The following is a 24,723-nucleotide window of genomic DNA, read 5'->3' as shown; positions in this document are numbered from 1 at the left end:
CACAGGGCCGTCTTCGTGCGCATGTGCAAAGGTGAACGGCGACCTCGAAGCGGGCGTGTGAGCGCAGCGCCGGACTATGGGCAACCGCTCAGATCGATGTCGAGTCGCGCAGATCTTCGACCCGGACAGGTTCATGGTTCACGAAAACCACTGCCACTCCGTAGGGTTCGCAGATCGGCAATCCGCCCTCGGCGAAGCGCAGGAGCCATTCGATGCCGTCGTAGAAGTTGAGCTGGGGGCGGTCGACCGGGAAGGTCGCGGGATCGAACCGCTCGAATCGACGCACGTCCGCGGGTGTCGAACCGAAGGACGCGGGGTCGGCGATCAGCTCGGTGTGAAGGAATCGCAGGCCGAGTAGCAGGTAGTGGTCCAGGTCGCCCAGCACCGTCGCGATGAGCGCCGAATCGGCGGACCGCCCCTCTGGGAGAAGTACATTCACCTCGACCGGATCGTCGAACAGACTGCTGCTGATCGCAGCCGGTGGAGACCAGATGCTCTCGCCTTCGGGCCCTGGTTGAGCTGTGAACGGTCCGATGCCTGCGATGAACACGACGCCATCATAGGGACCGCGCGAGGTGGACTGGCCTACTGCACAGAATGTCCTCTCCTGCCGCTTCCCGCGCAGGCAGCGTGGCGAGATGTTCTGCGGCGCAGAGCATCCGCAACCCGTGCGTTGCCGAAGCCAGCCATACGAAGGTCAAACACAAGGGCAGATGTCGGCGCGAGCTCCTAGAAGTGTGCCGGGGCGGTCGGTGCGGATTGCGGCGCGAGGACTGCGCCGCACCGGTGGCCCTGGCCTGGCAGGGCCAGAAACGCGCAGCTCGTCGAATTGAGCTAGGGCTTCTGCCGGCCCCAGGCCAGCGCCCTCCGGAACCGCCAGGCCTCCACTACATCGGCGACGAGCCGACGACGCCGCCGGTCCCGTCTATACCGGCCAGCCCACGGTCACCTCGTATCACCACTGGTAGCCCTCTCGATGTTGACGCTGGCGGCCCGGTGTCTGCTGCCCTCCGGCCGCCAGTGGACCGCTCGGTATGTATCGCACCGGCCCGCTAGTGTTGATCATGAGCGCGCCGCGAACATGCCGTTCGGGCTGGATGTGAGATTGGAAGTTTGAGATGGGGTTCCTCCGCCGCTTCGGACACAGGCCCACGCCGGTGGTAGTTACCGAATGGGCCGCAGACGATTCGGCGTTGAAGACGGCGCTCGACGAGATCAAGACGACCGGGAGCTGGATGCCCGCGGCGAAGCTGCTCGCGGCGACCGGGCGTGACTGGGATCGGCGTTCCTACCGAGTGGAGGCACTGGCGGAGTCGGCGGCACCGGATATGACGTGGTTGGCCGGATGGTGTGCCGAACGACCGGACGATCCCGATGCGCATGTGCTGCGGGCGAAAGCGGAAGTATTGTGCGCCTGGAACGCTCGGGGGAGCGCCTACGCGAGTCAGACCTCGGACGAGGCAATGGCCAACTTCGCCACGATCTTGCGCCGTGCGCAGCAGTGGTGCGTGCGGGCGATCGAGTTGAACCCGGATGATCCGACTCCATGGGTCGCGAGGCTGTGGCTGGTGATCGGTGGGCAGGAATCCCCGCACTCGTTCCGGTCGTATTGGAAAGAAACCTGCGCACGCGAGGTCAAGTCCAAATGCGTGGTGTAACTCGGTGGTCACCGCAGGATCCGAATTGTCGTGTCAGGCGGTGAGTTCGGTGGGTGCTGGTTCCTCCTGTTCGTCGGTGGGTGCCAGCCCGCGTGAGCGGGCGAGCACCTCGAGGCCGAGGTAGCGTTTGGCTTCGATCCATTCGTCGTGTTGCTCGGCCAGGACCGCCCCGACCAGGCGGATGATCGAGCCGCGGTCCGGGAAGATGCCGACCACGTCGGTGCGGCGGCGGATCTCCTTGTTCAACCGTTCTTGGGGATTGTTGGACCAGATCTGGCGCCAGATCTGTTTGGGAAACGCGGTGAACGACAGCAGATCCGCGCGGGCCCCATCGAGGTGATCGGCGACTTTCGGGAGCTTGCCGGCGAGCGCGTCGAGCATCCGATCATACTGGGCGGCAACCGATTCGGTGTCGGCCTGATCGAATACCGAGTGCAACAACGTGCGAACCCACGGCCACGACGATTTCGGGCAAACCGACATGAGATTGACCGTGTAGTGGGTGCGGCAACGCTGCCAGGACGCGCCGGGCAGGGTCGCCCCGATCGCGGCCACGAGGCCGGTATGGGCATCGGAGGTCACCAAGGCAACCCCGCTCAGCCCGCGCGCGACCAGGTCACGGAAGAACGCCAGCCAGCCGGCCTTGTTTTCCCCGGAAACCACCTGCAGCCCCAGGATTTCGCGGTGCCCGTCGGCATTGACGCCGGTCGCGACCAGGGCGTGAACGTTGACCACCCGCCCGTTCTCACGCACTTTGAGTACCAGGGCGTCCGCGGCGACGAACGTGTAGGGACCGGCATCGAGGGGGCGGGTGCGGAATGCTTCGACCTGGGCGTCCAGATCACGGGCCATGATCGAGACCTGTGACTTGGAAAGTGTTGTGACCCCGAGGGATTCGACGAGCTTCTCCATCCGGCGCGTGGACACGCCGAGTAGGTAGCAGGTGGCGACCACGCTGGTGAGGGCACGCTCTGCGCGTTTGCGGCGCTCGAGGAGCCAGTCGGGAAAGTAGTTGCCCGAGCGCAGTTTCGGGATCGCGACATCGACGGTGCCCAGGCGGGTGTCGAAGTCGCGGTGGCGGTAGCCGTTGCGCTGGTTGACGCGCTCGTCGCTGCGTTGCCCGTAGTCGGCGCCGCAGAGCGCGTCGGCCTCGGCACTCATCAAGGACTGGATGAACGTGGACAACAACCCGCGCAGCAGGTCCGGTTGCTCGGACAGTACGGCGGTCGGGTCGATAGGCTGGATATCGGTCATCGCGTGAGTTCTCCTTCGAGAGACTGTGAGAGGTCCTTCGAGGATCACGCGGTGACCACCTTGCTGTCCGGGGATTACGCCAGACTCGGCGGCAGATCAGGCCGCCAGCTCGTACACCATTCTGCTGGACTCAACCCAGCGAGAAACCTTGGCGTGGAAGTGCTCCGAGCTCTCGACTGCCCAGCTGCGCCTGCGCGCGGTGCCACCGTCGAAGCTGTCGTTGCTCGGACTTGTCCGCCACATGACCGACGTGGAGCGAGGCTGGTTCGCCCGCACCCTCGGCGGAGTCGACGCGCCCGCGTTCTACTGGCGTGCGGACCGATCCGAGGATGTCGACTTCGACGTCGCGGATGCGGACGTGGATGAGGCGTTTTGCTTGTGGCACGAGGAATGTGCTCGCTCGCGCGCACTCGTGGCCCACTGCGACTCACTCGACACTGTAGGTACCCACCAGCCCAGCGGTCTCGATTTCAGCTTGCGCTGGATCCTCACACACATGATCGAGGAGTACGCCCGCCACAACGGCCACGCCGACCTGCTGAGGGAACAGCTCGACGGTCACACGGGCGAATAGGGCCGATCGCGCAGGTATCCGGTCATGCCGCTTACAAGGGCATTCACGCCGGACAGCGCCACGGCTGGGTGTCGGGGATCAATGCCTGAGTTTCACCAGGTGGGCCGATATCTTGAGGATGTGAGCGATGACGCCGTTCGACCCGAGTGGTGCGTGGTCGCGTCGTTGTTGCCGTACCCGTACAAGGAGTCGGGTCCCAACGCTGAACTGCGTAGCCACAAGATATTCCCGGCTGGCGCGAAGCTTCATGTGATCGGCGGTTTCGCAGGCAAGGGTCATGAGGTGGTGACCGTGGTCGGCACGGCTCACCGCCGCCGGTACGTCACCGCCCATATCCAGGCTCGATACCTCGGCAATTGGCGTGTGGCTCTGATCTATCGGCCCGAGGTGCTGCGGGCAATCCATCACGCCGAGATCGATGACCGATGGAGCGCTCATCGCTGGAATCAGCAAGGCTTCGAACTGGATTCACCCGAGTATGGCGAGTACCTCAGGCGGATCGCCGAGAGCTTCCAGCGCACTCAGCGCGATAGAACCGACGACGAGTAGCGCGTCTGCTTCGTGGCGTGGCCGTCGGCGACAACATCCGGAACTGCCGCTGATCGCTCGGTTTCGGAGACACGGAGCGGCAGGCCCGCGATCGGCTCACGGCGGTACATGATCGTGGGATGACTGATGGGACGTCGGACGATGAGCAGCTTCGGTTCATCGTCAAGGGTGCCTTCAATCTGAGAAGTCGCGGGACGTCCGTGATCGGACATATCGAGGCGGGCCGGGTAGTCGTCGGCGACCGGCTTCGTGTCGTGCGAGTTGATGGTGAGCTCGGTCCTGCCGCTGAATGCACGGGCGCAGGTCGTGTGCGGGTTGCGAGTTGGGAGCCAGGGCAACCTGTTCCGGTGGCGTTACTTCTACCCGGCCTGCAAGTGTCGGATATCCGGGAGGGCGACGTCCTTGTCCGCGATGCCGTCATCGTGTAGCCGTCGCCGCAGGGGCACCGCACCCAACGCGCTACATTGCCGCGTAGCGCGCTGACCGAACCGGCCACCGCGGGCGGGGCGAAGGTCAACGGGCCGAGCTGATCTGGCGTCGGCCGAATGCACCATATTGCCGAATGCAGCGCGAAGTGTCGTGGCAGCCGAGCATACTGGCACCACTAGGGTCTCGGCTGTGGGCAACCATTTCAGCGCGGATGCGTTGGGCCTGGATATCTACATGACCAACAGCAGCACGGACGTGTTCTGCGATGTGATCGCATTGGCAGGCTCGTCGATGACGCGCACGGTCTGGCAGCAGCATTTGGTGCTGCACTTCTGCGACCTGGAGCGGTTCCGCGCCGGTATCAGCGGGTTCGACCTGGCTGAGCTGCCGTGGACACAGGATCACCAGGCTGAGCAAGACTTCTTCCTCGTCCTGCTCGACCGCGCGAACCGCCGGACCGGTTGGGAGAAGCTGCACTACACGCCGTCGATCGACTACAACCTCGGCGCATTCATTCAGATGCTCACCAGGTTTCGCCCAACCCCAACGATCAGCTCCGACTTCGGGAACTGGACCAGCGCACCGAAACCGTATCTCCTCGATAGATGTCTGCGGCACAAGGTCTTCCGAGGTGAGTTCGGGTGCCGCTTGTGCGACACCTGGACTCAGCCTTCCGACGCTCCCTTCGTCTGGGAAGTGACCAGTACCTACACCGTCGACGGAACCCGCAACACCGAGATCATCGACCGCCGAATATGGCAGATCCCCGAGGGACTGATCCCTCGAATCTTTGCCATCGCCGGTAATCCGGAGCGACGGGCAGTGGGGATATCGATCGAGCCCCAACACCTCGAAGCGGTATCCGCCATCATCCAGACGCCACTCGATCCCCAGGCTCGTCATTGGCTCGGAAAGGCAATGGACTGAGCACCGCATCGGGCTGGGCTGAAACATCCGCTCCTGCCGCGACCCGGGCATTGTTCGGCGGTCCAGACGGGTTGGCCGACAGCGCTTCCGGGTGCGCGGTAACGCCGCATGGCGCGCTGACCGAACCGGCCGGCTCGGCACTCCGAAAGATCAACGGGCTGAACGTGGCTCAGCCTTCGGCAGTGCACGGTAAGGCCGAATTTCGTGCCCTTCGGGCCGGCAGCGAACAGATGGTTGCGTGGGTTGTAACGTCGGCCACGGAATGTTCGATCATGTGTCCTGATTACGTTAGTGTCGGTGCCGATCAAGGCATTTCGACGGTGGGGAACTTGGGGGTTCGATCTTGAGACGCCATTTATCAAGGCGTGCATTGTCATTCGCGGTGGCGGGGATGGTGTTCACGACTGCCGTTGCCGTGTTCGGTGCGGGGAGCAGTTCCGCGGATACCGGCGATCCGATCACCGATTCCAAGAAACTGCTGGCGGATCCGGTCGCCTCGGACGGGTCGAAGATCTCCTCCGGCACCATCGACGGCCGCAATCTCACCTTGCAGGTCCACTCCACGGCAATGGGCAGAAACATCACGGTCAAAGTACAACGACCCAACGACGCTTCCGAGCCGCGGCCGGTTCTCTACCTGGTCAACGGGGCGGGTGGTGGAACCGACGCGGCGACCTGGTGGGCCAACACCGATGTGGGTGATTTCCTGGCGGGCAAAGACGTCAACGTGGTGATGCCTATCGGTGGCGCCTTCGCCTACTACACCGATTGGCAGAAGGACGACCCCGAGATGGGGCGCAACAAGTGGCGGACCTTTTTCCTCGACGAACTTCCGCCGCTGATCGATAGCGCACTGGGCACCAACGGAATCAATGCGATCGCCGCGAATTCCATGACCGCCACCTCCATCTTGCAGATGGCAGAGGCCAAGCCTGGCCTGTATCAATCGGTCGCCGGATACAGCGGCTGCGCGCAGATCGCGGATCCGATCGGCAAGCGGTTCACCAAACTGGTGGTGGAAACCTACGGTGGCGGGGATGTCCGCAACATGTACGGAGAAGACGACGACCCCGCCTGGGTCGCCAACGATCCGGTCATCCACGCAGAAGCGCTACGCGGCACCAAACTGTTCCTCTCCACCGGCAACGGTTTACCCGGGCATTGGGACACTCTCAACGGTCCGCACGCGCTCCCGGGCACATACGGTTTGGCGAACCAGATCGTGGTCGGCGGAGTCATCGAGGCCGCCACCAACTGGTGTACCCATAACCTGCAAGATCGCCTCAACCAACTCCAGATTCCCGCAACCTTCGACTACGCGCCGACCGGCACGCACTCATGGGGATATTGGCGCGACGCCTTCTACCAGTCCTGGCCGATGCTCGCCGACGGGCTCGGAGTACCCGCATAGGTACGTCAGAACGTGCACGCTCGTGCCGCTGATCGCGCTGTGCGGAATGGCCAGCGCGGCACCTCTATGCGATGGCCGCAGCTTCGCCTCCATTCCGCACAGCCGAGATAGCCCACAGCAATACCATTCAATAGTTCAGTGCTCCAAGACATTCTCGTGAACACACTCAAATTCCGCATGCCGTGCTGTTCGAACGGGCGACGCGGAAACCAGCGCAACTTGGTCTGGGGACTTACAGAATCTCCACGATCTGGTCGATATTTCTCCCGATCTACGCGATAGCGTCAGTCTCGGATCAGCTTGCGGCGGTTAGGGATAGGCCGTGGCCGAAGGTAGGGGCAGGGTGCGAGGACGTGGGGTGGTGAGACGAACTACTGTGCGTCGGATACTTGGGGACACGGTGGCGGTGGCGCTGGGCCTGTTGTTCGGTTGCCTGATCGTGGTCGGTGTGGGGTGGGTGCTGCTCGACCACTTGTTGTCGCCGACGTGGGATGGCGATGTGCACTTCATTGTCGAATCCTTGCCGCGCGACGGGGCTGGCAACGCGGACGGGCAGCCCGTAGATCCGAGCTACGTCATCGTCAGCGTGGGGGAGGAGACCCCACTGGCTCTCTACGAAAACTCGAGCGGAAGGATGGGAGCATCGTTGAAGACCAGTGAGATATCCGGCTTGCAGGTCGGTGATCGGCTGTTGTGCACTGTGCATGTCGACTCGTCCGGAGGGGGTCGGGGCGCCGGGCAGCCGCTCTACCGAGTCACGAACTGCCGACGCGCGTAGTCACTGCCGGGCCGCATTCGATCGTGGAGACGTCGGGCTTCTCACCCTTGTTCATCGGTGGATGCGCTCTCCGCGACGGAGCATGTCCAGATAGGTGGCGATGCGGCGTTGGCGTGTCTGCGGGCGCTTGGCTTCGTTGACGCGCCAGATGATCGAGTAGCGGTTACCTGCGTCGAGTTCGGCGAAGGCCGCAGCTGGCCGGGATATGGCGGCGCGGATACTCCAAACGCGCGAGAAGTCCCTGACGAGCGCGCTGTCCGCGGATGAGATCGACACTCTCGCGTCAGCGCTGGACACGATGCTGACCACGGTGACCCTCGCCCGAGCCGAGCAACGCGCAGCCCACAGCGGCGACCGTCCGCAGCCTTGGCTGTGCCGCCTCTGCGACTTCGCCGCGTGTGGCCGTAGCGAGGGCGACTGCCCGGTCGATAACGTCGCTGCGACCGGCAATGTCCCGTAGGTGGTCCAGCACCTCTCAATGTCCGCGCACTGTCACTCGGTGATCTCGAATTGTATTGTGCCGCAAGATTTTTCGTGTCCAGGGTCCTTGTCAGGCGAATGCTCGATCCGGGGCGAAAGTCCCTGTGCGACAAGGCCGGATGTGCTGAACTGAATCATCCCACCGGCATCGGCCGAAATAGCCTTCAGTGACGCGGGTTTCGTGCCTGACCTGGGAATTCTCTGCATGGAAGAAGGCACATCATGCCACTGTCAGCAGCCGACCTCGCAGCTCTGGGAGATACACCGATCACGATTCGGTCGACGGCGTTCTCGAATGTGTTTCTGCGGATGGACGCCAGCGGGGTGACCGCCCCCGCTGACTTCGGTGGCGGCACGGTCAACTGTCAGTACGGGGCCGGTGCCTACGAGAGATACCGGGTCCGACCCCAATCCGATGGTTCGTACGCTTTCGAGTCGGTGGCCTTTCCGAAGGTCTATCTGCGTATGGACGGCAGCGGGGTGACCAGTCAGACCGAGTCCGGCGGCGGCACGGTCAACTGTCAGTACGGCGCGGGCCCCGGTCCATACGAGAAGTACCACGCCAGTCCACAGACGGACGGATCGTTCTCGTTCGAGTCGATGGCCTTCCCCAAGGTGTTTCTGCGCGTGAACGGCACCGGAGTGACCGCCAACACCAGCACCGGTGGCGGCACCGTCAACGCCCAGTTCGGCGCCGACGGCGGTATCCACGAGAAGTTCATTCTGACCATGGACGACCAGCGTCTGGACTTCCGCATGCAGCACCAGGAGCAGACCCTATGGTGCTGGGACGCGGCCACGGTCAGCACCGCCGCGTACTACGACCCGGCGACCCCGTGGACCCAGTGCACTCTGGCCAACGCGGAGTTGGGCAGGAACGACTGCTGCGTCGGCGCGGGTGCGGTGTCGCCGTGCAACCAGGGCCGGTGGCCCGATACCGCGCTGACGCGGATCGGACGACTCAACGTGCGCCTGAACGCCGCTCTGACCAATGCGCAACTCGGCGCCGAAATGGCCAAATCCGCCCCGGTCATTGTGAATATCGCCTGGCAGGGCGGCGGCGGGCACATTGCCGCGCTGCGCGGCCGATCGGTGAGCGGCGGTGTCGACTACGTCAGCGTCGCCGATCCCTGGTACGGCGACTCGGATGTCACCTACGACGTGTTCCGAAACAGATACCAGGGCACCGGAACCTGGAACGTCAGCTACAAGACCCAGCGCTGAGGAGACCCGATCATGCCGCTCCATCTGCCCGAACCGCCGTCCGACGTCCCCGACAAGGTCAAGGGGAAGCTGCGGGCCTTCGCCGACGACGCGAAGTTCTCGACCAAGGCGCTCCGCGGCGCCCGTAAGGACCAACTCGACCTGTCCACCCCGCACCAGATCTTCACCATCGGGCTCGACGACATCGCCGCCGGCGCCGGCCTCGATGCGGCGCAGCCCGTGGGCTGGCGTTACCTCGTGGTGGACGGCGCTCAGATCATCGCCAGCGCCGAAACCACGCTGGCGCCCGACGGAACCCAGGAGCTGGCACAGTTCACCGAGGGACCGTTCGTCCTGTCCACCGACAAGTCCGTGAAGACCGTCCGTAAGCTCCCTCAACTCGAGGCTGCCGGCTTCGAGCTTCGGCTGCTGCGCATCCCGGCCCTGTATGTGATGGCACTGTGGTTGCATTCTCCGATCAGCGACATCCTCGTCCCGCTGGATCCCTCTCCGATCGGTAAGGAAGGCAAGCCGGTCCCCGCGCCACAGTTCCTGGCCGAGCTGTCCGAACTGGCCCGCGCGAACAACCCGCCCGCGTGAGAGTCTGAGAACCCTCGATTCCCGCGCCGACCGTAAGGCCGGTGCGGGGTGACGGAAGGCCAACGGGCCGAGGGTATCTCGGCAGACGGGTCGACTATTTGCCGTAATCGGGGCGGACGTGTGCGTCCTGGGCCGCATGGGCGATCTCGGCTCGCTCGAGCCATGCCAGCCAGGGGCCCGCGCCGAGGCGAGGTTCGGCGTAGCCGTGGCTGGTGCGGACTATCCGGGTGCCGGGTTGTTCGAGCCAGCGCACCAGGAGTCCGACCTCCTCGGGGAGTGCGCCATGCAGCGGAGGGTGGGCTGGCTCGCCCGCCGGTGGTGTGGTCGTGGGATTCGCGCTGGGATCGGGGTCCAGCGCGATGCCCGGTGGGGGAGTGAGGATTCGGGGTGGAGTGTTCAGGGTGGGCGGGATGACGGTTTCGGCCGAGGCTACGAGGCGGTCGACCGTTCGCATGGGGGAGATGCCGCGGGGTGCGTTGCCCGCGGAGGCGAGGCGGCCGTGGCGGATGACCGCGAACTGCCAGCCACCGGACCCATCGGGGTGCGCGGCTATCAGTTCCGGGATGCGGGTCAGAGCGGACAGGCGCTGGGTGCGACGCAGGGCTCGGAGCACAGTGCAGGTGCGATCTCGCAGTCGAGCTGCTGCCTCGAAATGTTCTGCGGTCGAGAGAGATTCGATTCTGTGCTGAATCGTGCGCAGGATCGCGTCGCTGTCGCCGGAGAAGAGCGCGCGCACCGTTTCGGGGGCTTGCGCGTACTCCTCTATATATAGGGGTCTGTTTTGGGCGCTCGCGGGGCAACCGCCGACCACGGCGGGCGGGCAATCATGTGCGCCGCCGCGCGGGATGCGAGTGGTGCAGGTGCGCAGGCCGCAGTTCTCGGCGATGGTGGTCGCCACCTCGACGGCATCGGCGCGGGAGTTGAAGGGGCCGAGCGCATCTCGGTTCGGGGTGCGGGACACGGCGAAGCGGGGGAACGCCTCGTCGGTGAGCGTCAGCCACCACGCCCGCTGCGGGAATTTGGAGCGGCGGTTGTACGGCGGGGTGTGCGCGAGCAGCAGTCGCAGTTCGCGCACGCCCGCCTCCAGCGCGTGCGCGCATTCGACATGATCGACCCGGGTCGCCAACTGCACCATCTCGCGCATGCGCGGACGGGTGTCCGAACCGGTGAAGTAGTTGCGCACTCGGCGGCGAAGATTCACCGCGGTTCCTATATATAGGACTTCATCCGAAGGACCCCGGAAGAGGTAGACGCCGGGGGTGGCCGGAAGATCCGCCGCGAGAGTCCGTTTCGCGCGCTGGCGGCGCGTCACCTCCGGCAGATAGTCGAGCAGCTCGGTGAGACTGTGCACGCCCTGATTCCCGACCCGGGCCATGAGCGCGTGCAGCACATCGACGGTCGCGCGCGCGTCATCGAGGGCGCGGTGCGTCGGCCGCGTCTGCGAGCCGAGCAACTCGGCAAGGAAGGACAACTTCACCGAGGGCGCTTCATCCCGGTTGAGGACCCGTCGTGCCAACTGCACCGTGCACACCACTTGGAAGGCGGGCCACGGAATCTCGCACTGTGCCGCGGCCGCGCGCAGAAACCCGGTATCGAATCGAGCGTTGTGCGCGACCAGCACCGCCCCGTGCGCGAACTCCAGAAACCCGGGCAGCACCGACTCGATACGCGGCGCGTCGATCAGCATGGCCGTGGTGATCCCGGTGATCTGCACGATCTGCGGTGGAATCGCCAGTCCGGGATTCACGAGGGTCGCGAACTCGCCGAGCACCTCACCGCCGCGCACCTTCACCGCGCCGATCTCGGTGATGGCGTCCCCCTGCGGGCTCGTTCCGGTGGTCTCCAGGTCCACGACCACGAACGTTGTGTCGTAGAGCGGTGTTTCGAGCTCGTCGAAGGCCAACTGTTCGGACACGACCCGCAAGCGTAGGCCGGGGGTCCGACAGGTTTCGCCCGGTCGGGCCGGGATTTTCCGACCAGCGGAAATGTCGGAATTCGACGCCGTGATCTTCGGGGTGAAATCCCCGAATTGCACGAATATGCCAGAAAGTGACCGGGATCACATTAATTCATAAACTGAATCAATTCGATCGGATGTGACGGACCGTTCGAGTCGCTGCCTGCCGCGTGCTGTCTCGGTAAGGGTCGCCTTGGGCCGGTTCGCAAGTCCGCCGGTCAGGGCCAGGTCGAACAAGGTGCGTCTGAACTGCTGTTATTCGGAATCCCTCCTGCAAGGAGGGGGTGTTTCCGGCTCTTGGCTACCGACCGGTAGCTCCGTGGACGCTCCCGGCAAAATGACCACTGTTATCGTTTCGTGATTGCTGTGACTTTTGTCGCACCGAAATGCGGCCGCGTAACTATTTCCAGCCGCCGTGCGTTGGTCGCGGCTTTACAAACCACCGTTATCGGCTCGTAATCTTCCTGAGACCTCGCGGAGTCCGACCCACCAAACCGGTGCGGCGTCGCGGGGCAGATTGGAAGTACCTCACCATGGCGACCAAGACCGTCAAGCGGGCCCTCACGGCCGGTGCCGTCGGCGCTGCCACGCTGAGCGCGCTGCTGCTGCCCGCCACTCCTGCATCGGCGCAGCCGGTGACCATCCCCGGCGTCGGCACCTTCGACGTGCCGGACCAGGTTCAGCTCCCCGCCGGGATTCCGGGTGTGCCGGAGTCCCTTCCGGTGCAGCTGCCCGCCATCCCGGGCGTCGAGATGCCGGGTGTCCCCGCCCCCGCCGCCCCGCAGGCCAGCCCGCGCCAGCAGGTCGTGGACGCCGCCATGAGCCGCATCGGCGACCCGTACGTCTACGGCGCCGCCGGCCCGAACGCCTTCGACTGCTCCGGTCTGGTGCAGTGGTCCTACGCGCAGGCCGGAATCAACCTGCCGCGCACCAGCTATGAGCAGCTCAATGCCGGCGCCCCCATCTCGGAGGAGGCGCTGGAGCCGGGCGATGTGGTGTCGTTCTACGGCGGCAGCCACTCCGGCATCTACGTGGGTGACGGCAATGTCGTGCACGCCTCGACCTCCGGTCAGCCGGTCAAGGTCGCCCCGATCTCGTCCATGCCGTTCGCCGGCGCGCGCCGGATCTGATTTTCCGGAACTGAAGATCCGCAGGTCGAGCGACCTGCGAGCGAACGGCGACCGTAATGATTTCGTGGCCTGCTGGACACAAGCGGTCGCCGTTTCGTAACCTATTCGAGACCTTCTTTTCCAGCTCGGGGCAAGAGAACGGGACCAGGCCGACGGTGGCAGCGCAACATCGCACGAAGAAACTCGTAGGTGGAGCCCTCACAGCAGGGGTCCTGCTGGTGGGAGCCAACAACATCGGACCCGCGCTGGCCGATCCGGTCGCCGCACCGGCATCGGCCGGGGAAGCGGTGCAGCGACTGATCGACCTCTCGCGCCAGTCCGAACAGCTCAATCAGCAGGCGCTGAACGCCCAGGCCGATCTCGACACCAAGGTCGCCGCCGCCAAGGACGCCGATTCCAAGGCCGCGGCCGCCGCAACCACATTGGACGCGGCTCGCTCCGAGATTCGCAGATATCAGCCGGTTATCGATCGCGCGGCCAATTCGGCCCTGCTCGGTAGTCGTACCAACCGGCTCACCTCGCTGCTGGTCAGCTCCTCACCGCAGCAGCTGCTCGACCAGATGTCCATCGTGGATCTGGTCGGCACCCGCACCAATGATCAACTGAGCCAGTATCAGAAGGTCAGCTCCGCCGCCTCCGCCGCCGAAGCCGCGGCCCGCACCGCCGCCGACGTCGCCCGCGCCGCGAGCGCACAGGCCGATGCGGTGCGCACCGACCTGGAGTCCAAGCGGGCCGCACTACAGGGCTCCATGGCGGGCGTCATCGCCGCCTGGGGTCAGCTCTCGGCCAATGATCGCTCCGCCCTCGCGGGTTCGATGTTCCCGCCGGGCTTCGACAAGGATTCGCTGCTGCGCGGACTCGTCCCCGGCAGCGGCACCAGCGCCCTCGCCGCCGGACTCACCCGCATCGGCGCACCCTATGTCTGGGGCGCGGTCGGTCCCGAACAGTTCGACTGCTCCGGTCTCGTGCAGTGGGCCTTCCATCAGGTCGGCAAGAACGTGCCGCGCACCAGCCAGCAGCAGGCCGGTTACGGTACGCCGGTGGACCAGAAGGATCTGCAGCCCGGCGATGTGGTCTTCTTCTACTCCGACATCTCCCATGTCGGTATCTACGCGGGCAATGGTTTGATGTTGCACGCCTCCACATTCGGCGTCCCCGTCCAGGTGGCGCCGATGGGATCATCACCGTTCCATTCCGCGCGTCGATTCTGACCAACACCATGAGGTGGCAATGAGCGCATTGCGGCAGGTACGCGGCTGGTTGTCGACGAAGCGCCGCTTCCAGTTCTGCCTGACCCTGGTCATGGTCACCGGGCTCACCGCCGCCTGTGGTGCGCTGCTCATGCTGCCCAATTCGGTGCTGCCCAAGATTCGCGCGGTGGTGCCGGGCGGGGACAACTCGCTCGTCGCCTCGGATCCGCAGGTGTCGGGGTTGCATCGGCTGATGGATTCCTACGGCAAGGTGATCGCCGAACCGGTGAACACCGGGGCCGGGAAAGTCGGTGTGGTGCTGGGGCATCCGGCGCGCGGCGGCGATGTGGATGTGCTGGCGGGGGAGCTGGCCGCGGCGACGCGGGCGGTCAGCGCGCTGTGGGGTTCGGACTGGTCGCAGGCCCCGGTTGTCGTGGTGGCCTCCAGCCCAGCCGAATTCGCGGCGCTCACCAACGCGACCGGTGACGTGCCCGCCGAAGTGGCGGCGGCTACGGTCGCGGATCCCTTTCATCCCGGTGCTCAGGTGACCGGTCAGCGCGTGGTCTTCGGCCCAGAGGCGGGGCGTCGTCTCGGCGCGGACGGCCTGCGCTCGGTGCTGCGGCATGAGCTCACTCATGTCGCGACCCGCGCGGTGACCGTCGACGGTTCACCGCAGTGGATGCTCGAGGGTTTCGCCGAATACACCGCGCATCGCGGTCTGCGCCAGCCCATCGCCGAGGTCGCGCCGACACTCACCACTCGCGCCCGGGCGGGTGATCTTCCGGCCGATCTGCCTGCCGACGCCGCCTTCGAACCCGCCAGTGGTGAGGCCGCCGCGGTCTACGAACAAGCGTGGTCCGCCTGCGCCTTCATTGCCGACCAGTTCGGTGAGCCCCAATTGGTCTCGCTCTACCGGCATTTGGCGACCGGTCCCAAGGATCACGCCGCCGTCGAGGCCGTCCTGCGGAACACCCTCGGCATCCCCTATTCGGAGTTCCTGGCGCGCTGGCACTCCTGGATTACCAGCCGCACCACCGCGGGCGCCTGAGCGACACGCGCCAGTGGGTGCGCGAGGTTTCGGTCCGGGGCGAGCTCCCGGGGCGAGTGCAGTAGGTTGATCGCATGGGGCGAACGCTGCTGGTTACCAATGATTTCCCGCCACGACCGGGAGGTATCCAGTCCTACGTGCATGCACTGGCCATGCAGCTACCCCCCGACGAACTGGTCGTCTACGCCCCACGCTGGAAGGGTGACAGCCACTGGAAGTTCGACGCGGAACAGCCTTTTCAGGTGGTGCGGCACCCCACCACGCTGATGCTGCCCACGCCGCTGGTGGCACGGCGCGCGGCCAAACTGCTCCGTGACGAACAGTGCGATCGGGTCTGGTTCGGCGCCGCCGCACCGCTGGCGCTCATGTCCCCGCTACTGCGCCGCGCGGGTGCCGAGCGAATTCTGGCCTCCACCCACGGGCATGAGGTCGGCTGGTCCATGCTGCCCGGCGCGCGCCAGGCGCTACGCGCCATCGGCGACAACACCGATGTCATCACCTACGTCAGTAAATACACGCGCCGTCGCTTCTCCGCGGCCTTCGGTGCGCGGGCCGCGCTCGAATACCTGCCGCCCGCAGTCGATTCCGAGGTGTTCAAACCGGATCCGGCGGCCCGCGCCGAACTTCGCGAGCGCTACGGCCTGGGTGACCGCCCCACCATCCTGTGCCTGTCCCGCCTGGTCCCGCGCAAGGGGCAGGATGTGCTGCTGGTCGCGATGCTGGAGATCCGCAAGCAGATTCCGGGCGCGGTGCTGGTCATCGCGGGCGGAGGACCCTACGAGCAGAAGCTGCACGTCTTGGCGGAGTCGCTCGGCGTCACCGATGATGTGGTCTTCACCGGTCGGGTCCCCGCTGCCGAGCTCGCCGCCCACCACACCATCGCCGATGTCTTCGCCATGCCCTGCCGCACCCGCGGCCTCGGCCTCGATGTGGAGGGCCTGGGCATCGTCTTCCTGGAAGCCTCCGCCACCGGAGTCCCCGTGGTAGCGGGCAATTCGGGTGGTGCCCCCGAAACCGTCCGCGAGGGCGAAACCGGGTATGTGGTCGACGGCAAATCCCCCGAATCCATCACCAAGGCCATTGTCGACGTCCTCTCCGACCGCGACGCCGCCGCTCGCATGGGCGCGGCCGGTCGCACCTGGGTCCAGGAGCAATGGCGCTGGGACCGCATGGGCGAACGCCTGCGCGACCTGCTCGACCCGCCGGTCCGCAGCACCCCCGGTATCACCCTGAACTAGTCGATCCGATGATCGCCGCCCGCGGGGCGCGCCCCGCGCAGGAGGCGAATCGAACACGGGCGTGCTCTGGGTTAGGCTCACGGTCGTGAGCAGTATCCAGGTTGCCGATCAGACCTTCGTCGCCGCGTCCGGCGTTGCCGTCGGGGAAATGCTGGCCGATCGGGGCCGCTGGCGGCAGTGGTGGCCGGACCTGCAGTTGCAGGTGCGGGAAGACCGGGCCGACAAGGGAATTCGGTGGACCGTCACCGGTGCGGCGACCGGCACCATGGAGGTGTGGCTCGAGCCCATGCTCGACGGGGTGATCCTGCACTACTTCATGCATGCCGAACCGCGTGGCGTCGAGGGGATGTCGCCGCGGGATCTGCTGGCCGTCAACCGCACTCGTCGCGTGGCCGGGAAGAAGATGTCCTTCGAGGTCAAGGCGCGGCTCGAGGCCGGTCGCAAGGCCGGGGTCGCACCCGCCGCCGCGCAGTAGACCCGTCCCCAGTCCCGCCCTTCGAAAGGAAGCGTTGTCACCCATGGCCGATCGAACTCAACGGTCGATCGTGATCGACGCCCCCTCGGATCGAGTGATGGCCGTCATCGCGGACCTGGAGTCGTATCCGGAATGGGTCGCCGCGGCCCACTCGGTAGAGGTGCTCGACAAACTCCCGGACGGCCGGGCGCGCACCGCGCGCTTCGTCCTGGACGCGGGCGTCGTGAAGGACACCTACACGCTCTCCTACACCTGGCGTCCCGACGGCAAGGCCGTCAGCTGGACCCTGGTCGGCGGTGATCTGCAGAAGGCCCAGGACGGCAGCTACGAACTGATCGTGCTGCCCGACGGCGGCACCCAGGTGGTGTACGAACTCACCGTGGACCTGAACATTCCGATGATCGGCATGTTCAAGCGCAAGGCCGAGAAGGTCATCACCGATACGGCATTGAAAGAACTCAAGAAACGGGTCGAAGGCTGACCGCGAGCGGTACCGAGCGACCTGCCACCCGGGTGGAACTGTTCGTCGGCAAGGGTGGGGTAGGAAAGACGACGCTGGCGTGCGCGACCGCACTCGCCTACGCGCGCGGCGGGCAGCGGGTGCTGCTGGCCTCCCTCGATCAGGCGCACTCCCTCGGCGACGCACTGGGATTCCGGTTCCGGCATCAACCCGGCAGCGTGCCCGGGGTGGCGGCGGTACAGCCGGGGCTCGATGTGATCGAGGTGGATTCCCTTGCGCTGCTGGAGGATCGCTTCCGCACGGTGCTGCTCATGGTCTCGGGCGAGGGGCATGAGCACGGTATCGACCTCGGTGCGCTGGACCCCGCCGAACTCACCGGATTGCCCGGCGTCCAGGAGATCCTGGCACTGTTGGAGATCACCGAATTCGCACAGGCCCGGCAGTGGGATGTGATCATCCTGGACTGCCCGCCGTCGGCGGATATGCTGCGCATTCTCACCGCCCCGGACACCCTGCTCGGTTATCTCGAACGCGTTTGGCCCCCGCACGCGCGCACCCTCAGCGCCATCGGCGGCGATCTGCGCCGCGCGGTCCTGGCCGTCACGGTCGAGCAGATCGTGGCCTCGGTGACTGCCGCCCGCGATCTCATCGCCGATCAGCGGCGCACCACCGCGCGCCTGGTCACCGCCGCCGAACAGGTGGCGGTCGCCGAATCCACCCGGGTACGTTCGGCCGCCGCGCTGCTGGGCCTGCGCCTGGAGGCCGTCCTGGTCAACAAGGTGCTGCCCGAGACCGCCGCGCCCGACTACGGTGCGAATATTCACCCCGCCGTGCAGTGGTATTTCAACCGGCGCGGGGAACAACTGGATGTGGTCGCCGATCTCCGTAAACGTATGGGTGGTATCCCGGTCCAGGTGGTGACGCATGCCGGAGCCGAACCTGTCGGACTGAGTTCGTTAACGGCACTGTCCTATGCGGTCGATGCGAGTGGTAACTGGGTGGGACCGGGTCCTGTCCCTATGCTTGGCACAGATGTGGACGGGGTGCCGTCCGTTTCGGCCGGGCCGGTGGTTCGGCTGGAGGCGGGAACGGGTGTGCATTCGGTGTTCGCCATGCGCATGCATCTACCCGTGGTCGATCCGTCGACCCTGCAGCTGGGACGAGTGGAGGACGATTTGATCGTGGGAGCGGACGGGGTCAGGCGCCGGCTGCGGCTGGCGCCGGTATTGCGGCGGTGCACGGTCGATGCCGCCGAACTCGAAGGCGATCAGTTGGTGATCCGCTTCCGGCCCGATCCCGAGGTCTGGCCGAAATGACCGCAACACACGGCCATCCCCGGGCCGGCCACCCCGACGACAATTTCAGCGAATTCGCCGAAGAGCTACGCCTGCTCGCCGAAGCGGTCCTCGAACGCGTCGAACCTGTCCTGCGCCGCACCGCCGCCGACGGCCGCACCCAATGGTCCAGCTGTGCCTGGTGCCCGGTCTGCGCCGCCGCCGCGGTGGTGCGCGGTGAACACCATGATGTGGTCGCCGCCATCGCCGATCACGGTACCGCCATTGTGACGGTGCTGCGTGAAGCCCTCGCGGGCGTTCCGGTGGAACCGGTGATCCCCCCGGACCTGGACCCCGAATCCCCGGAATACCAAGCCTGGCTGCACGATTCGTTCGGACACGGCGACTTCGACGCTCCGGCCGATCCGAACCGCCGCGCCGGTGACGGCTCGGGTGCCGAGTTCGGCACTCCCACTGGCGATTCCACGCGAAGTGCCGATCCGGCCGCCGAATCCGGTGCGGCCGCAACCGATGCCGGGACCGCTGGAGCCCACCCCGGCGCCAGCGCCGCATTGGCCGGTTTGATCGCGCGTTTCGCCGCGGGCGCACAGGGTATTCGGGCCGAACGTGCCGCGCGTGCCGAATCCGCCCGTGGCGGAGCTACTTCCGGTGACGCCACGGTGGCCGATCCGGGCGACTCCTTCGGCCCCGGGCCGGGTTCGGCCGGACGGCCGGGCACCGCCTCCGAGCGCGGCGATCAGGGTCGCGGGCGGGGGGCGACGCGGGCCGGGTATGTACCCATCGACGTGACCATCAAGGCATGAGGGGCGGTGGGCACGTGCCGCTGACGGTGGGAATCGATGTGGGCGGCACCAATATTCGCGCGTCGGTGGTCGACGGCGCCGGTGAGGTGCTCGATACCGTGACCGCGTCCACGCCGCAGTCCGCGCGGGCCCTGGAGGACGGGCTGGCGCGGGTGGTGAAGGAACTGTGTGCCCGCCATGCCATCGGCGCGGTCGGGCTGGCGGTCGCCGGATTCGTGGACGAGGACCGGGCCACGGTGCGGTTCGCGCCGCATCTGCCCTGGGAGGACGCGCCCGTCGCGCGGCGGCTCACCGATCGGCTCGGGCTGCCGGTACTGCTCGAACATGATGCGAACGCGGCGCTGTGGGCCGAGTACCGGTTCGGTGCGGCGGCGGGTGGGCGCAATGTGGTGCTGGTGGCCATCGGCACCGGTATAGGAGCCGCGCTGCTCATCGACGGGCGGCTGTATCGCGGAAGCTACGGCGTGGCACCCGAACTCGGTCATCTCCAGGTGGTCCCGAACGGTCGCGCCTGCGCCTGCGGTAAGCGCGGCTGCTGGGAAAGGTATTGCAGCGGAACGGCTCTGGTGGATACCGCGCTGGAGATGCTGGCCACCGATCCGACCCGCTCCACCATGCTGGCCCGTGAGGCCGGTCGCGATCCGGGTTCGCTCACCGGTCGCCGGGTGGCCGGTGCCGCCCAGGACGGCGACCCCGTGGCCCTGGATGTGATGGCCGATTTCGCCCGCTGGCTCGGCCTGGGTCTGGCCTTCGTCAGCGATATCTTCGATCCGGATCTCATCGTGGTGGCCGGTGGTGTCAGCTCCTCGGCCCCGCTGTTCCTCGACGATGCGCGCGAGCATTACGCCGGATCCATCACCGGTGCCCGGCATCGCCGTCTGGCTCGGATCCGGACCGCCCAACTCGGTGAGGCGGCGGGCATGATCGGCGCGGCCGAACTCGCCCGCGCGGCACTCGAGGCGCAGCGTGATGCGGTCCCGGCGGGTCCGGCCGGGCGCTGACACGCCGGGGCGGATCGCCGACCTTTACGTAAAACCTTGGTGAACCGGACACATCAGACAGTGGGCGGTTGGTCACCACCAGGTCTCAGCGGTAGGGTGACGAAGAGAGTGTGGTGCCCGCAACGAGGCCGGTCCCGGGTATCGAAACAGGGGAAAGGACGCAATGTTCTACTGGCTGCTGAAGTTCGTCTTGGTGGGACCGTTCATCCAGCTCATCAACCGGCCCAAGGTCGAAGGGGTGGAGAACATCCCCGCCGATGGCGCCGCGATTCTGGCCGGTAACCACCTGTCGTTCACCGACTGGCTGTTCACCCCCCTCGCGAGTCCGCGTCGCATCACCTACCTGGCCAAGGCCGAGTACTTCACCACCCCGGGTTTCAAGGGCCGGCTGCAGAAGTTCTTCTTCTCCGGCGCCGGCCAGTACCCGATCGATCGCTCCAGCGGTACCGCCGCCGAGGGCGCTCTCGACTCCGCGCGCAAGCTGCTGAACGAGGGCCGTCTGGTCGGCCTGTACCCCGAGGGCACCCGCTCCCCGGACGGCCGCCTGTACAAGGGCAAGACCGGTGTCGCGCGGTTGGCGCTGGAGACCGGTGTCCCCGTCATCCCGGTCGCCCTGATCGGCACCGACGAGGTCTGCCCGCCCGGACCGTTCCGCTGGCGTCCGCGCAAGGTCACCGTGAAATTCGGTAAGCCCATCGACTTCTCGCGCTACGAGGGTATGGGCGGCAACCGCTTCGTCGAGCGTGCCGTCACCGACGAGATCATGTACGAACTGATGCGCATGGGCGATCAGGAGTACGTGGACGTCTATGCCGCCTCGCTCAAGAAGGGCGTCCCCTCGGGTACCCGCCCCGATGCCGACCGCATCCCCCAGACCATGGCGGGCTGAGTCCACCTCAGCCAGACCCGGGCCCCGAGAGCAACTCTCGGGGCCCGAGCCATATCCGAGCGGAGCTCGTCCAGGTCATGCACCCAGTTTGCGGCCGATGTGGGCAATCCTTGCGGTTCCGCCAGCGCCGTTCAGCCGGAAGTAGATCCGCCCCACGCCCGGAGTGAATCGAGCATGCATGTCGAAGACCTGGGTCGTTCCATCCAGATCGACGAATTCGCAGAGTCGGCGGCGCTGCTCATGTTCGGGCGTGATTTTGCTCGCCCACACCGGTTGCCGACCACTCGTGGGAACCCATTCACTGACAGCCCGTTGAATTTCGATGAGGCGTACGAAGACCGGTCGGACCCAGCCGGGAGAAAGATCTGTCAGGTGGTTCTCCACGCGTGGCAGGAATTCCAGTGCGGGGAATCGTTCGCCCCGTTGCGCCCAGAGTTCGAGACCGCTCTCGACAGCATCGTCACCATCGAACGTCTTGAGCCAATCCGCATGAAAATCAGTATGTTCGGGTGTAGACGCGTGGCGAACGGTCACAGCATCGTCGACCAATTCGTCCGCATCTTCGTCGATCCAGAGTCTGCGGACAGGGAGATGCGAGGCGTCCCAGTCGAGGTGAGTGGGCAAACTGACCGCCAGGCCATCGTGATTGTGAGCGATGGCCAGACCTAGTGCCCCACGACCCCCGAACTGGAAATCGTCGTCTCCAGGAGTCTCCGGGGTCAACTCATGGAATGTATACGGAGCCCTGTTCTGCCTTGCTCGGATTGCCCGCCACAAATCCCGGTTTCGGCCGTCTGCCGCCCAGCGATTCATCGGATAGCCTGGCGCCAGTTCGATATTCGGTAGCTTCATCGGCGTGACGAGCGCGGCCTTGGGCGTGATGGCTCGCAGCGTATCGATGAATTGCCGCATGGCGCAGTCGATTTCGTTGACGGCCAGTTGTTGTTCGCACGAAAGCTCGTTCAGTACGAGCAGTACGGGCATTCGATCCCCCGGGTATTGCGACGTCATTCAGTCGATCAGTTCGTCCAGCGCCCGGTCCCACTCGTCGAAGAAGCCGACGGGCCACTGCGCGATGGTACCCGCCGGACCTACCTCGATGGTTTGAAATGCATGACCTGCTGTTGATCCGGAGTGAAAGTAGTGCAGTTTCAATTGATCCGGCTGGATCAGGTTCTTCTTCACAGCGATCCGAACACCGTTGAGGATGTGATCACTGTGTGACTCCACGATTACTTGCGCACCGGTCTTGGCCGCTCGCACGACAAGCTCCGCGAGGGCTGCTTGGCCTCGGGGATGGAGGTGCGCCTCGGGGTTCTCCAGCAGGATCAACGCCCCCGGCTTCGCCGTGAGGCAGGCAACGATGATCGGTAGGACGTAAGTGAGGCCGAATCCGACGTTGGTGGGGCGATATTGGTTCGATGAGGTGAGCCCACCGGTGCCGTGGCTGTAGGCGATTCGAACCGCATCGGTGCCGTCGATGCCTGTGGCGGTGAGATTGATTCCGGGACAGAGATGGCCTAGCCAGGCTTCGGTCTGCCGCAACAACTGGTCAGAGACGGCGGTCGGATGCCGAACCTCCGGCGGTACCGGATCGTCTTGATGTTGCCTCAGCACATCAGCGGTGTACTCCCCTCTGGAACCGAGGAACCCTTGCCTGCTCTTGCTGGAGCGGGGGTAGCTCACTGCCGGATTGATGCGATCGGCCCGCAGGTACTGGAAAAGGCTCGATCTCAGGAAATTTGGTCGCGGATTCGATACCCATTCCTCCATGGACGGCATGGATTCGAATTTCAGAAAATCTTCGTCAGCGTCGTATCCAGCGGACCATTGTAACCGGAATTCCTTGCCGGTCGCCGGGTCTTCGAACCGGAAATCCAGTGTTATCTCTCCATTGGAAATCCATGACTCATGTCGTAAATCGCGGCCAGTGCCGAGTTCGACCATTTCTCCATTGAGCGTGAACCCGCAATAGAGGCTTGAAGTAGACCCGAAAATCGGTCCTGCCTCCGCAGACTGGCGAGTCAGGGCAAATGCTTGCAGGACTGTGCTCTTCCCGGAGGAATTCAGTCCGGTCAAAAGTGTGAATTGACCTAATGGAATTTTCTGATCGGCGAATCCTTTGAAGTTCAGCAATCGGATCTCGCGGATCATTACTTTCTCCGATCGAAGTTCGAGAGCATTTCGTCGAGGGTTGCGAAGCGGTACCGTACTCGCGCCGGATCTCCGGTGCTTACTGAGATTGACTGCTCGAACCTGGTGTCGTTGGACATCAGGGTCATGAATCCGCTCACGACTGCTTCGCGTTGGGCGATCAAGGCTTCCAGTTGTCGTGGGGAGCGCCTGGCGAGTGTGACTCCGAGTGCTTCGAACAGTGCCTTGTTGATGGGAAAGCGATTCGACTTGGCGACGTAGCGTTTACGAAATGCGTACGGTCCGAATATCTCGTGAGCCACAGACATCGAACGAGTGAAGTATGATTTGATTTGAGCTATCTCACTGGCAGGCAGATTGTTGATCTGTTGCATGCTCTTGCGTAAGAATTGATCAAAATCCTTCTCCCCATAGGACTTCGGGTCGATGCGAAGGAATGCGATGAAACGCAGCACCATCTCGCGGTCGGCCATGCGGCTGCTGGCCACCGACCCATCGGTCGCAGCCTGGAACTCGAACGAATCCGCAAGCTCGGCCAGAATTCCGCGCGCCGGTCCCGGAATCAATGCGTGGCGCAACTCCTGCGTGGTCAGAGGCAGGCCGCCGGTATTGAGGCGCGCGAAGATGTTGAACTTTGCGGCATCCGGAGTTCCTAGCCTGATGAGGTGGAGCACGATCTCGGTCTCCTCCAATCGAGTTTGGAGGTGTCCGGGTAGATCCTCGAAGCTCGCGCCCTCGAAGGTGAGGTAGTTCAATCCCTTGAGCTTCAGCGGTTGGAATGGTGTCAGTTCCGGTGCCATGAATCGGGCAATCGATGTCAGTCGTTGGATGCCATCCACGATCGCCCAGGCGTCATCCGGGGTTTCTGCGGCATAGAAGGCGGGCAAGGGAATTCGGAGCAGCATCGATTCGATGAGCCGACTCTGGTTGTCGTCGTTCCAGATCCCGGCGGCGCGCTGGAAATCCGGTTGCAGGTCGATCTTTCCGCGCCGCAGACGTGACAGCACAAGATTGATCGTCGGTGTCCGGGTCAGTACGTCGATCTGGTTCGGGTCGTATGGCTCGACCGGGCCGTCCGAGTTCTCTCGCTCGACATCCACAAGTTCACCGCTGTCGCCCAATTCTCGGAGCATCGCGAAGGTTTGAAAGTCGGCGTCATGCTGCTGCGCCATCGGCGTCGGCTTCTCCTTGTTGTTCGGGGTCTCTCAGCGAACTGTACA

Annotated in this window: 26 protein-coding genes; 19 read left to right on the top strand and 7 right to left on the bottom strand. The window is 65.0% G+C overall.

The window, feature by feature from the left end:
* Window positions 1–88: 88 nt before the first annotated feature.
* Window positions 89–550 carry a hypothetical protein gene (locus OHB26_RS37935; RefSeq protein WP_330182047.1) on the bottom strand — a complete coding sequence of 154 codons (462 nt, stop codon included), beginning with the start codon at window positions 548–550 and terminating at the stop codon, window positions 89–91.
* Between the two features lie 607 nt (window positions 551–1,157).
* On the opposite strand from OHB26_RS37935, the gene OHB26_RS37930 reads away from it, so the two are divergent.
* Window positions 1,158–1,658: a hypothetical protein gene (locus tag OHB26_RS37930; RefSeq protein ID WP_330182046.1), complete on the top strand. Its 501-nt coding sequence runs from the start codon at window positions 1,158–1,160 to the stop codon at window positions 1,656–1,658.
* Window positions 1,659–1,691: 33 nt separating this feature from the next.
* Here the strand turns inward: OHB26_RS37930 and OHB26_RS37925 are convergent, their stop codons facing one another.
* Window positions 1,692–2,912: an IS256 family transposase gene (locus OHB26_RS37925; protein ID WP_330181113.1), complete on the bottom strand. Its 1,221-nt coding sequence runs from the start codon at window positions 2,910–2,912 to the stop codon at window positions 1,692–1,694.
* A gap of 73 nt (window positions 2,913–2,985) precedes the next feature.
* Here OHB26_RS37925 and OHB26_RS37920 point away from each other — a divergent pair, with 73 nt between their 5' ends.
* From OHB26_RS37920 to OHB26_RS37895, 6 genes are all read left to right on the top strand, one after another.
* Window positions 2,986–3,486: a DinB family protein gene (locus OHB26_RS37920; RefSeq protein WP_330185911.1), complete on the top strand. Its 501-nt coding sequence runs from the start codon at window positions 2,986–2,988 to the stop codon at window positions 3,484–3,486.
* Window positions 3,487–3,606: 120 nt separating this feature from the next.
* Window positions 3,607–4,035 (top strand): hypothetical protein, encoded by a 429-nt coding sequence (locus OHB26_RS37915; protein WP_330182045.1) that lies wholly within the window; start codon window positions 3,607–3,609, stop codon window positions 4,033–4,035.
* A 119-nt stretch (window positions 4,036–4,154) separates the two neighbouring features.
* Window positions 4,155–4,463, top strand: a complete 309-nt coding sequence (locus OHB26_RS37910) for a hypothetical protein (protein WP_330182044.1) — start codon at window positions 4,155–4,157, stop codon at window positions 4,461–4,463.
* Between the two features lie 190 nt (window positions 4,464–4,653).
* Window positions 4,654–5,391, top strand: coding sequence for a hypothetical protein (locus OHB26_RS37905; protein WP_330182043.1), 738 nt, complete (start codon window positions 4,654–4,656; stop codon window positions 5,389–5,391).
* Window positions 5,392–5,782: 391 nt separating this feature from the next.
* On the top strand, window positions 5,783–6,802 hold the full coding sequence (locus OHB26_RS37900; protein WP_330182042.1) for an alpha/beta hydrolase: 1,020 nt from the start codon (window positions 5,783–5,785) through the stop codon (window positions 6,800–6,802).
* Window positions 6,803–7,202: 400 nt separating this feature from the next.
* Window positions 7,203–7,580, top strand: coding sequence for a hypothetical protein (locus OHB26_RS37895; protein ID WP_330182041.1), 378 nt, complete (start codon window positions 7,203–7,205; stop codon window positions 7,578–7,580).
* A gap of 51 nt (window positions 7,581–7,631) precedes the next feature.
* Here the strand turns inward: OHB26_RS37895 and OHB26_RS37890 are convergent, their stop codons facing one another.
* The gene (locus OHB26_RS37890) at window positions 7,632–7,889 is read right to left on the bottom strand and encodes a YdeI/OmpD-associated family protein (protein ID WP_330182040.1); all 258 of its coding nucleotides are present in this window, start codon (window positions 7,887–7,889) and stop codon (window positions 7,632–7,634) included.
* Window positions 7,890–8,282: 393 nt separating this feature from the next.
* On the opposite strand from OHB26_RS37890, the gene OHB26_RS37885 reads away from it, so the two are divergent.
* Both OHB26_RS37885 and OHB26_RS37880 read left to right on the top strand, forming a co-directional pair.
* Window positions 8,283–9,284, top strand: a complete 1,002-nt coding sequence (locus OHB26_RS37885) for a papain-like cysteine protease family protein (protein WP_330182039.1) — start codon at window positions 8,283–8,285, stop codon at window positions 9,282–9,284.
* Between the two features lie 12 nt (window positions 9,285–9,296).
* Window positions 9,297–9,863, top strand: coding sequence for a hypothetical protein (locus OHB26_RS37880; protein ID WP_330182038.1), 567 nt, complete (start codon window positions 9,297–9,299; stop codon window positions 9,861–9,863).
* 94 nt (window positions 9,864–9,957) lie between these two features.
* On the opposite strand, the gene OHB26_RS37875 is transcribed toward OHB26_RS37880, so the two are convergent.
* Window positions 9,958–11,778, bottom strand: a complete 1,821-nt coding sequence (locus OHB26_RS37875; RefSeq protein WP_330182037.1) for a DEDD exonuclease domain-containing protein — start codon at window positions 11,776–11,778, stop codon at window positions 9,958–9,960.
* A gap of 575 nt (window positions 11,779–12,353) precedes the next feature.
* Here OHB26_RS37875 and OHB26_RS37870 point away from each other — a divergent pair.
* The 10 genes from OHB26_RS37870 to OHB26_RS37825 all read left to right on the top strand — a co-directional run bounded on the left by OHB26_RS37870 (window position 12,354) and on the right by OHB26_RS37825 (window position 21,349).
* Window positions 12,354–12,950, top strand: a complete 597-nt coding sequence (locus tag OHB26_RS37870) for a C40 family peptidase (RefSeq protein ID WP_330182036.1) — start codon at window positions 12,354–12,356, stop codon at window positions 12,948–12,950.
* A gap of 215 nt (window positions 12,951–13,165) precedes the next feature.
* The gene (locus OHB26_RS37865) at window positions 13,166–14,161 is read left to right on the top strand and encodes an NlpC/P60 family protein (protein WP_442943071.1); all 996 of its coding nucleotides are present in this window, start codon (window positions 13,166–13,168) and stop codon (window positions 14,159–14,161) included.
* A gap of 19 nt (window positions 14,162–14,180) precedes the next feature.
* Complete coding sequence (locus OHB26_RS37860) at window positions 14,181–15,188, top strand: hypothetical protein (RefSeq protein ID WP_330182034.1); 1,008 nt, start codon at window positions 14,181–14,183, stop codon at window positions 15,186–15,188.
* Window positions 15,189–15,262: 74 nt separating this feature from the next.
* Entirely contained in the window at window positions 15,263–16,426 is a 1,164-nt protein-coding gene (locus OHB26_RS37855) for a glycosyltransferase family 4 protein (RefSeq protein WP_330182033.1), read from the top strand.
* A gap of 85 nt (window positions 16,427–16,511) precedes the next feature.
* Entirely contained in the window at window positions 16,512–16,901 is a 390-nt protein-coding gene (locus OHB26_RS37850; RefSeq protein WP_330182032.1) for a polyketide cyclase / dehydrase and lipid transport, read from the top strand.
* Window positions 16,902–16,944: 43 nt separating this feature from the next.
* A complete protein-coding gene (locus OHB26_RS37845) occupies window positions 16,945–17,382 on the top strand; it encodes an SRPBCC family protein (RefSeq protein ID WP_330182031.1) in 438 nt (145 codons plus the stop codon).
* A gap of 32 nt (window positions 17,383–17,414) precedes the next feature.
* The gene (locus OHB26_RS37840) at window positions 17,415–18,677 is read left to right on the top strand and encodes an ArsA family ATPase (RefSeq protein ID WP_330182030.1); all 1,263 of its coding nucleotides are present in this window, start codon (window positions 17,415–17,417) and stop codon (window positions 18,675–18,677) included.
* A complete protein-coding gene (locus OHB26_RS37835; protein ID WP_330182029.1) occupies window positions 18,674–19,459 on the top strand; it encodes a hypothetical protein in 786 nt (261 codons plus the stop codon). Before OHB26_RS37840 ends, OHB26_RS37835 begins: the two co-directional genes overlap by 4 nt.
* Complete coding sequence (locus OHB26_RS37830) at window positions 19,456–20,460, top strand: ROK family glucokinase (protein WP_330182028.1); 1,005 nt, start codon at window positions 19,456–19,458, stop codon at window positions 20,458–20,460. The genes OHB26_RS37835 and OHB26_RS37830 overlap by 4 nt, the downstream gene beginning before the upstream one ends.
* Window positions 20,461–20,623: 163 nt before the next feature.
* The gene (locus tag OHB26_RS37825) at window positions 20,624–21,349 is read left to right on the top strand and encodes a lysophospholipid acyltransferase family protein (protein ID WP_330182027.1); all 726 of its coding nucleotides are present in this window, start codon (window positions 20,624–20,626) and stop codon (window positions 21,347–21,349) included.
* A gap of 75 nt (window positions 21,350–21,424) precedes the next feature.
* Here the strand turns inward: OHB26_RS37825 and OHB26_RS37820 are convergent, their stop codons facing one another.
* The 3 genes from OHB26_RS37820 to OHB26_RS37810 are packed head-to-tail and all read right to left on the bottom strand — an operon-like array spanning window position 21,425 to window position 24,675.
* Entirely contained in the window at window positions 21,425–22,333 is a 909-nt protein-coding gene (locus tag OHB26_RS37820) for a hypothetical protein (protein ID WP_330182026.1), read from the bottom strand.
* 27 nt (window positions 22,334–22,360) lie between these two features.
* On the bottom strand, window positions 22,361–23,503 hold the full coding sequence (locus tag OHB26_RS37815; protein WP_330182025.1) for a DUF3696 domain-containing protein: 1,143 nt from the start codon (window positions 23,501–23,503) through the stop codon (window positions 22,361–22,363).
* Window positions 23,503–24,675 (bottom strand): DUF262 domain-containing protein, encoded by a 1,173-nt coding sequence (locus tag OHB26_RS37810; RefSeq protein WP_330182024.1) that lies wholly within the window; start codon window positions 24,673–24,675, stop codon window positions 23,503–23,505. Before OHB26_RS37810 ends, OHB26_RS37815 begins: the two co-directional genes overlap by 1 nt.
* Window positions 24,676–24,723: the final 48 nt, after the last annotated feature.

This window comes from Nocardia sp. NBC_01503 (genome assembly GCF_036327755.1).
Taxonomy (GTDB): Bacteria; Actinomycetota; Actinomycetes; order Mycobacteriales; family Mycobacteriaceae; genus Nocardia.
This window is presented reverse-complemented; position numbering and strand designations above follow the sequence as displayed.

What these genes read in the sequence shown, in the direction of transcription:
- OHB26_RS37810 (WP_330182024.1), bottom strand. Translation starts at nt 24,675, where the DNA reads ATGGCGCAGCAGCATGACGCCGACTTTCAAACCTTCGCGATGCTCCGA.
- OHB26_RS37825 (WP_330182027.1), top strand. Translation starts at nt 20,624, where the DNA reads ATGTTCTACTGGCTGCTGAAGTTCGTCTTGGTGGGACCGTTCATCCAG.
- OHB26_RS37900 (WP_330182042.1), top strand. Translation starts at nt 5,783, where the DNA reads ATGGTGTTCACGACTGCCGTTGCCGTGTTCGGTGCGGGGAGCAGTTCC.
- OHB26_RS37860 (WP_330182034.1), top strand. Translation starts at nt 14,181, where the DNA reads ATGAGCGCATTGCGGCAGGTACGCGGCTGGTTGTCGACGAAGCGCCGC.
- OHB26_RS37885 (WP_330182039.1), top strand. Translation starts at nt 8,283, where the DNA reads ATGCCACTGTCAGCAGCCGACCTCGCAGCTCTGGGAGATACACCGATC.
- OHB26_RS37835 (WP_330182029.1), top strand. Translation starts at nt 18,674, where the DNA reads ATGACCGCAACACACGGCCATCCCCGGGCCGGCCACCCCGACGACAAT.
- OHB26_RS37815 (WP_330182025.1), bottom strand. Translation starts at nt 23,503, where the DNA reads ATGATCCGCGAGATCCGATTGCTGAACTTCAAAGGATTCGCCGATCAG.
- OHB26_RS37855 (WP_330182033.1), top strand. Translation starts at nt 15,263, where the DNA reads ATGGGGCGAACGCTGCTGGTTACCAATGATTTCCCGCCACGACCGGGA.
- OHB26_RS37820 (WP_330182026.1), bottom strand. Translation starts at nt 22,333, where the DNA reads ATGCCCGTACTGCTCGTACTGAACGAGCTTTCGTGCGAACAACAACTG.
- OHB26_RS37845 (WP_330182031.1), top strand. Translation starts at nt 16,945, where the DNA reads ATGGCCGATCGAACTCAACGGTCGATCGTGATCGACGCCCCCTCGGAT.
- OHB26_RS37830 (WP_330182028.1), top strand. Translation starts at nt 19,456, where the DNA reads ATGAGGGGCGGTGGGCACGTGCCGCTGACGGTGGGAATCGATGTGGGC.
- OHB26_RS37880 (WP_330182038.1), top strand. Translation starts at nt 9,297, where the DNA reads ATGCCGCTCCATCTGCCCGAACCGCCGTCCGACGTCCCCGACAAGGTC.
- OHB26_RS37925 (WP_330181113.1), bottom strand. Translation starts at nt 2,912, where the DNA reads ATGACCGATATCCAGCCTATCGACCCGACCGCCGTACTGTCCGAGCAA.
- OHB26_RS37870 (WP_330182036.1), top strand. Translation starts at nt 12,354, where the DNA reads ATGGCGACCAAGACCGTCAAGCGGGCCCTCACGGCCGGTGCCGTCGGC.
- OHB26_RS37910 (WP_330182044.1), top strand. Translation starts at nt 4,155, where the DNA reads ATGACTGATGGGACGTCGGACGATGAGCAGCTTCGGTTCATCGTCAAG.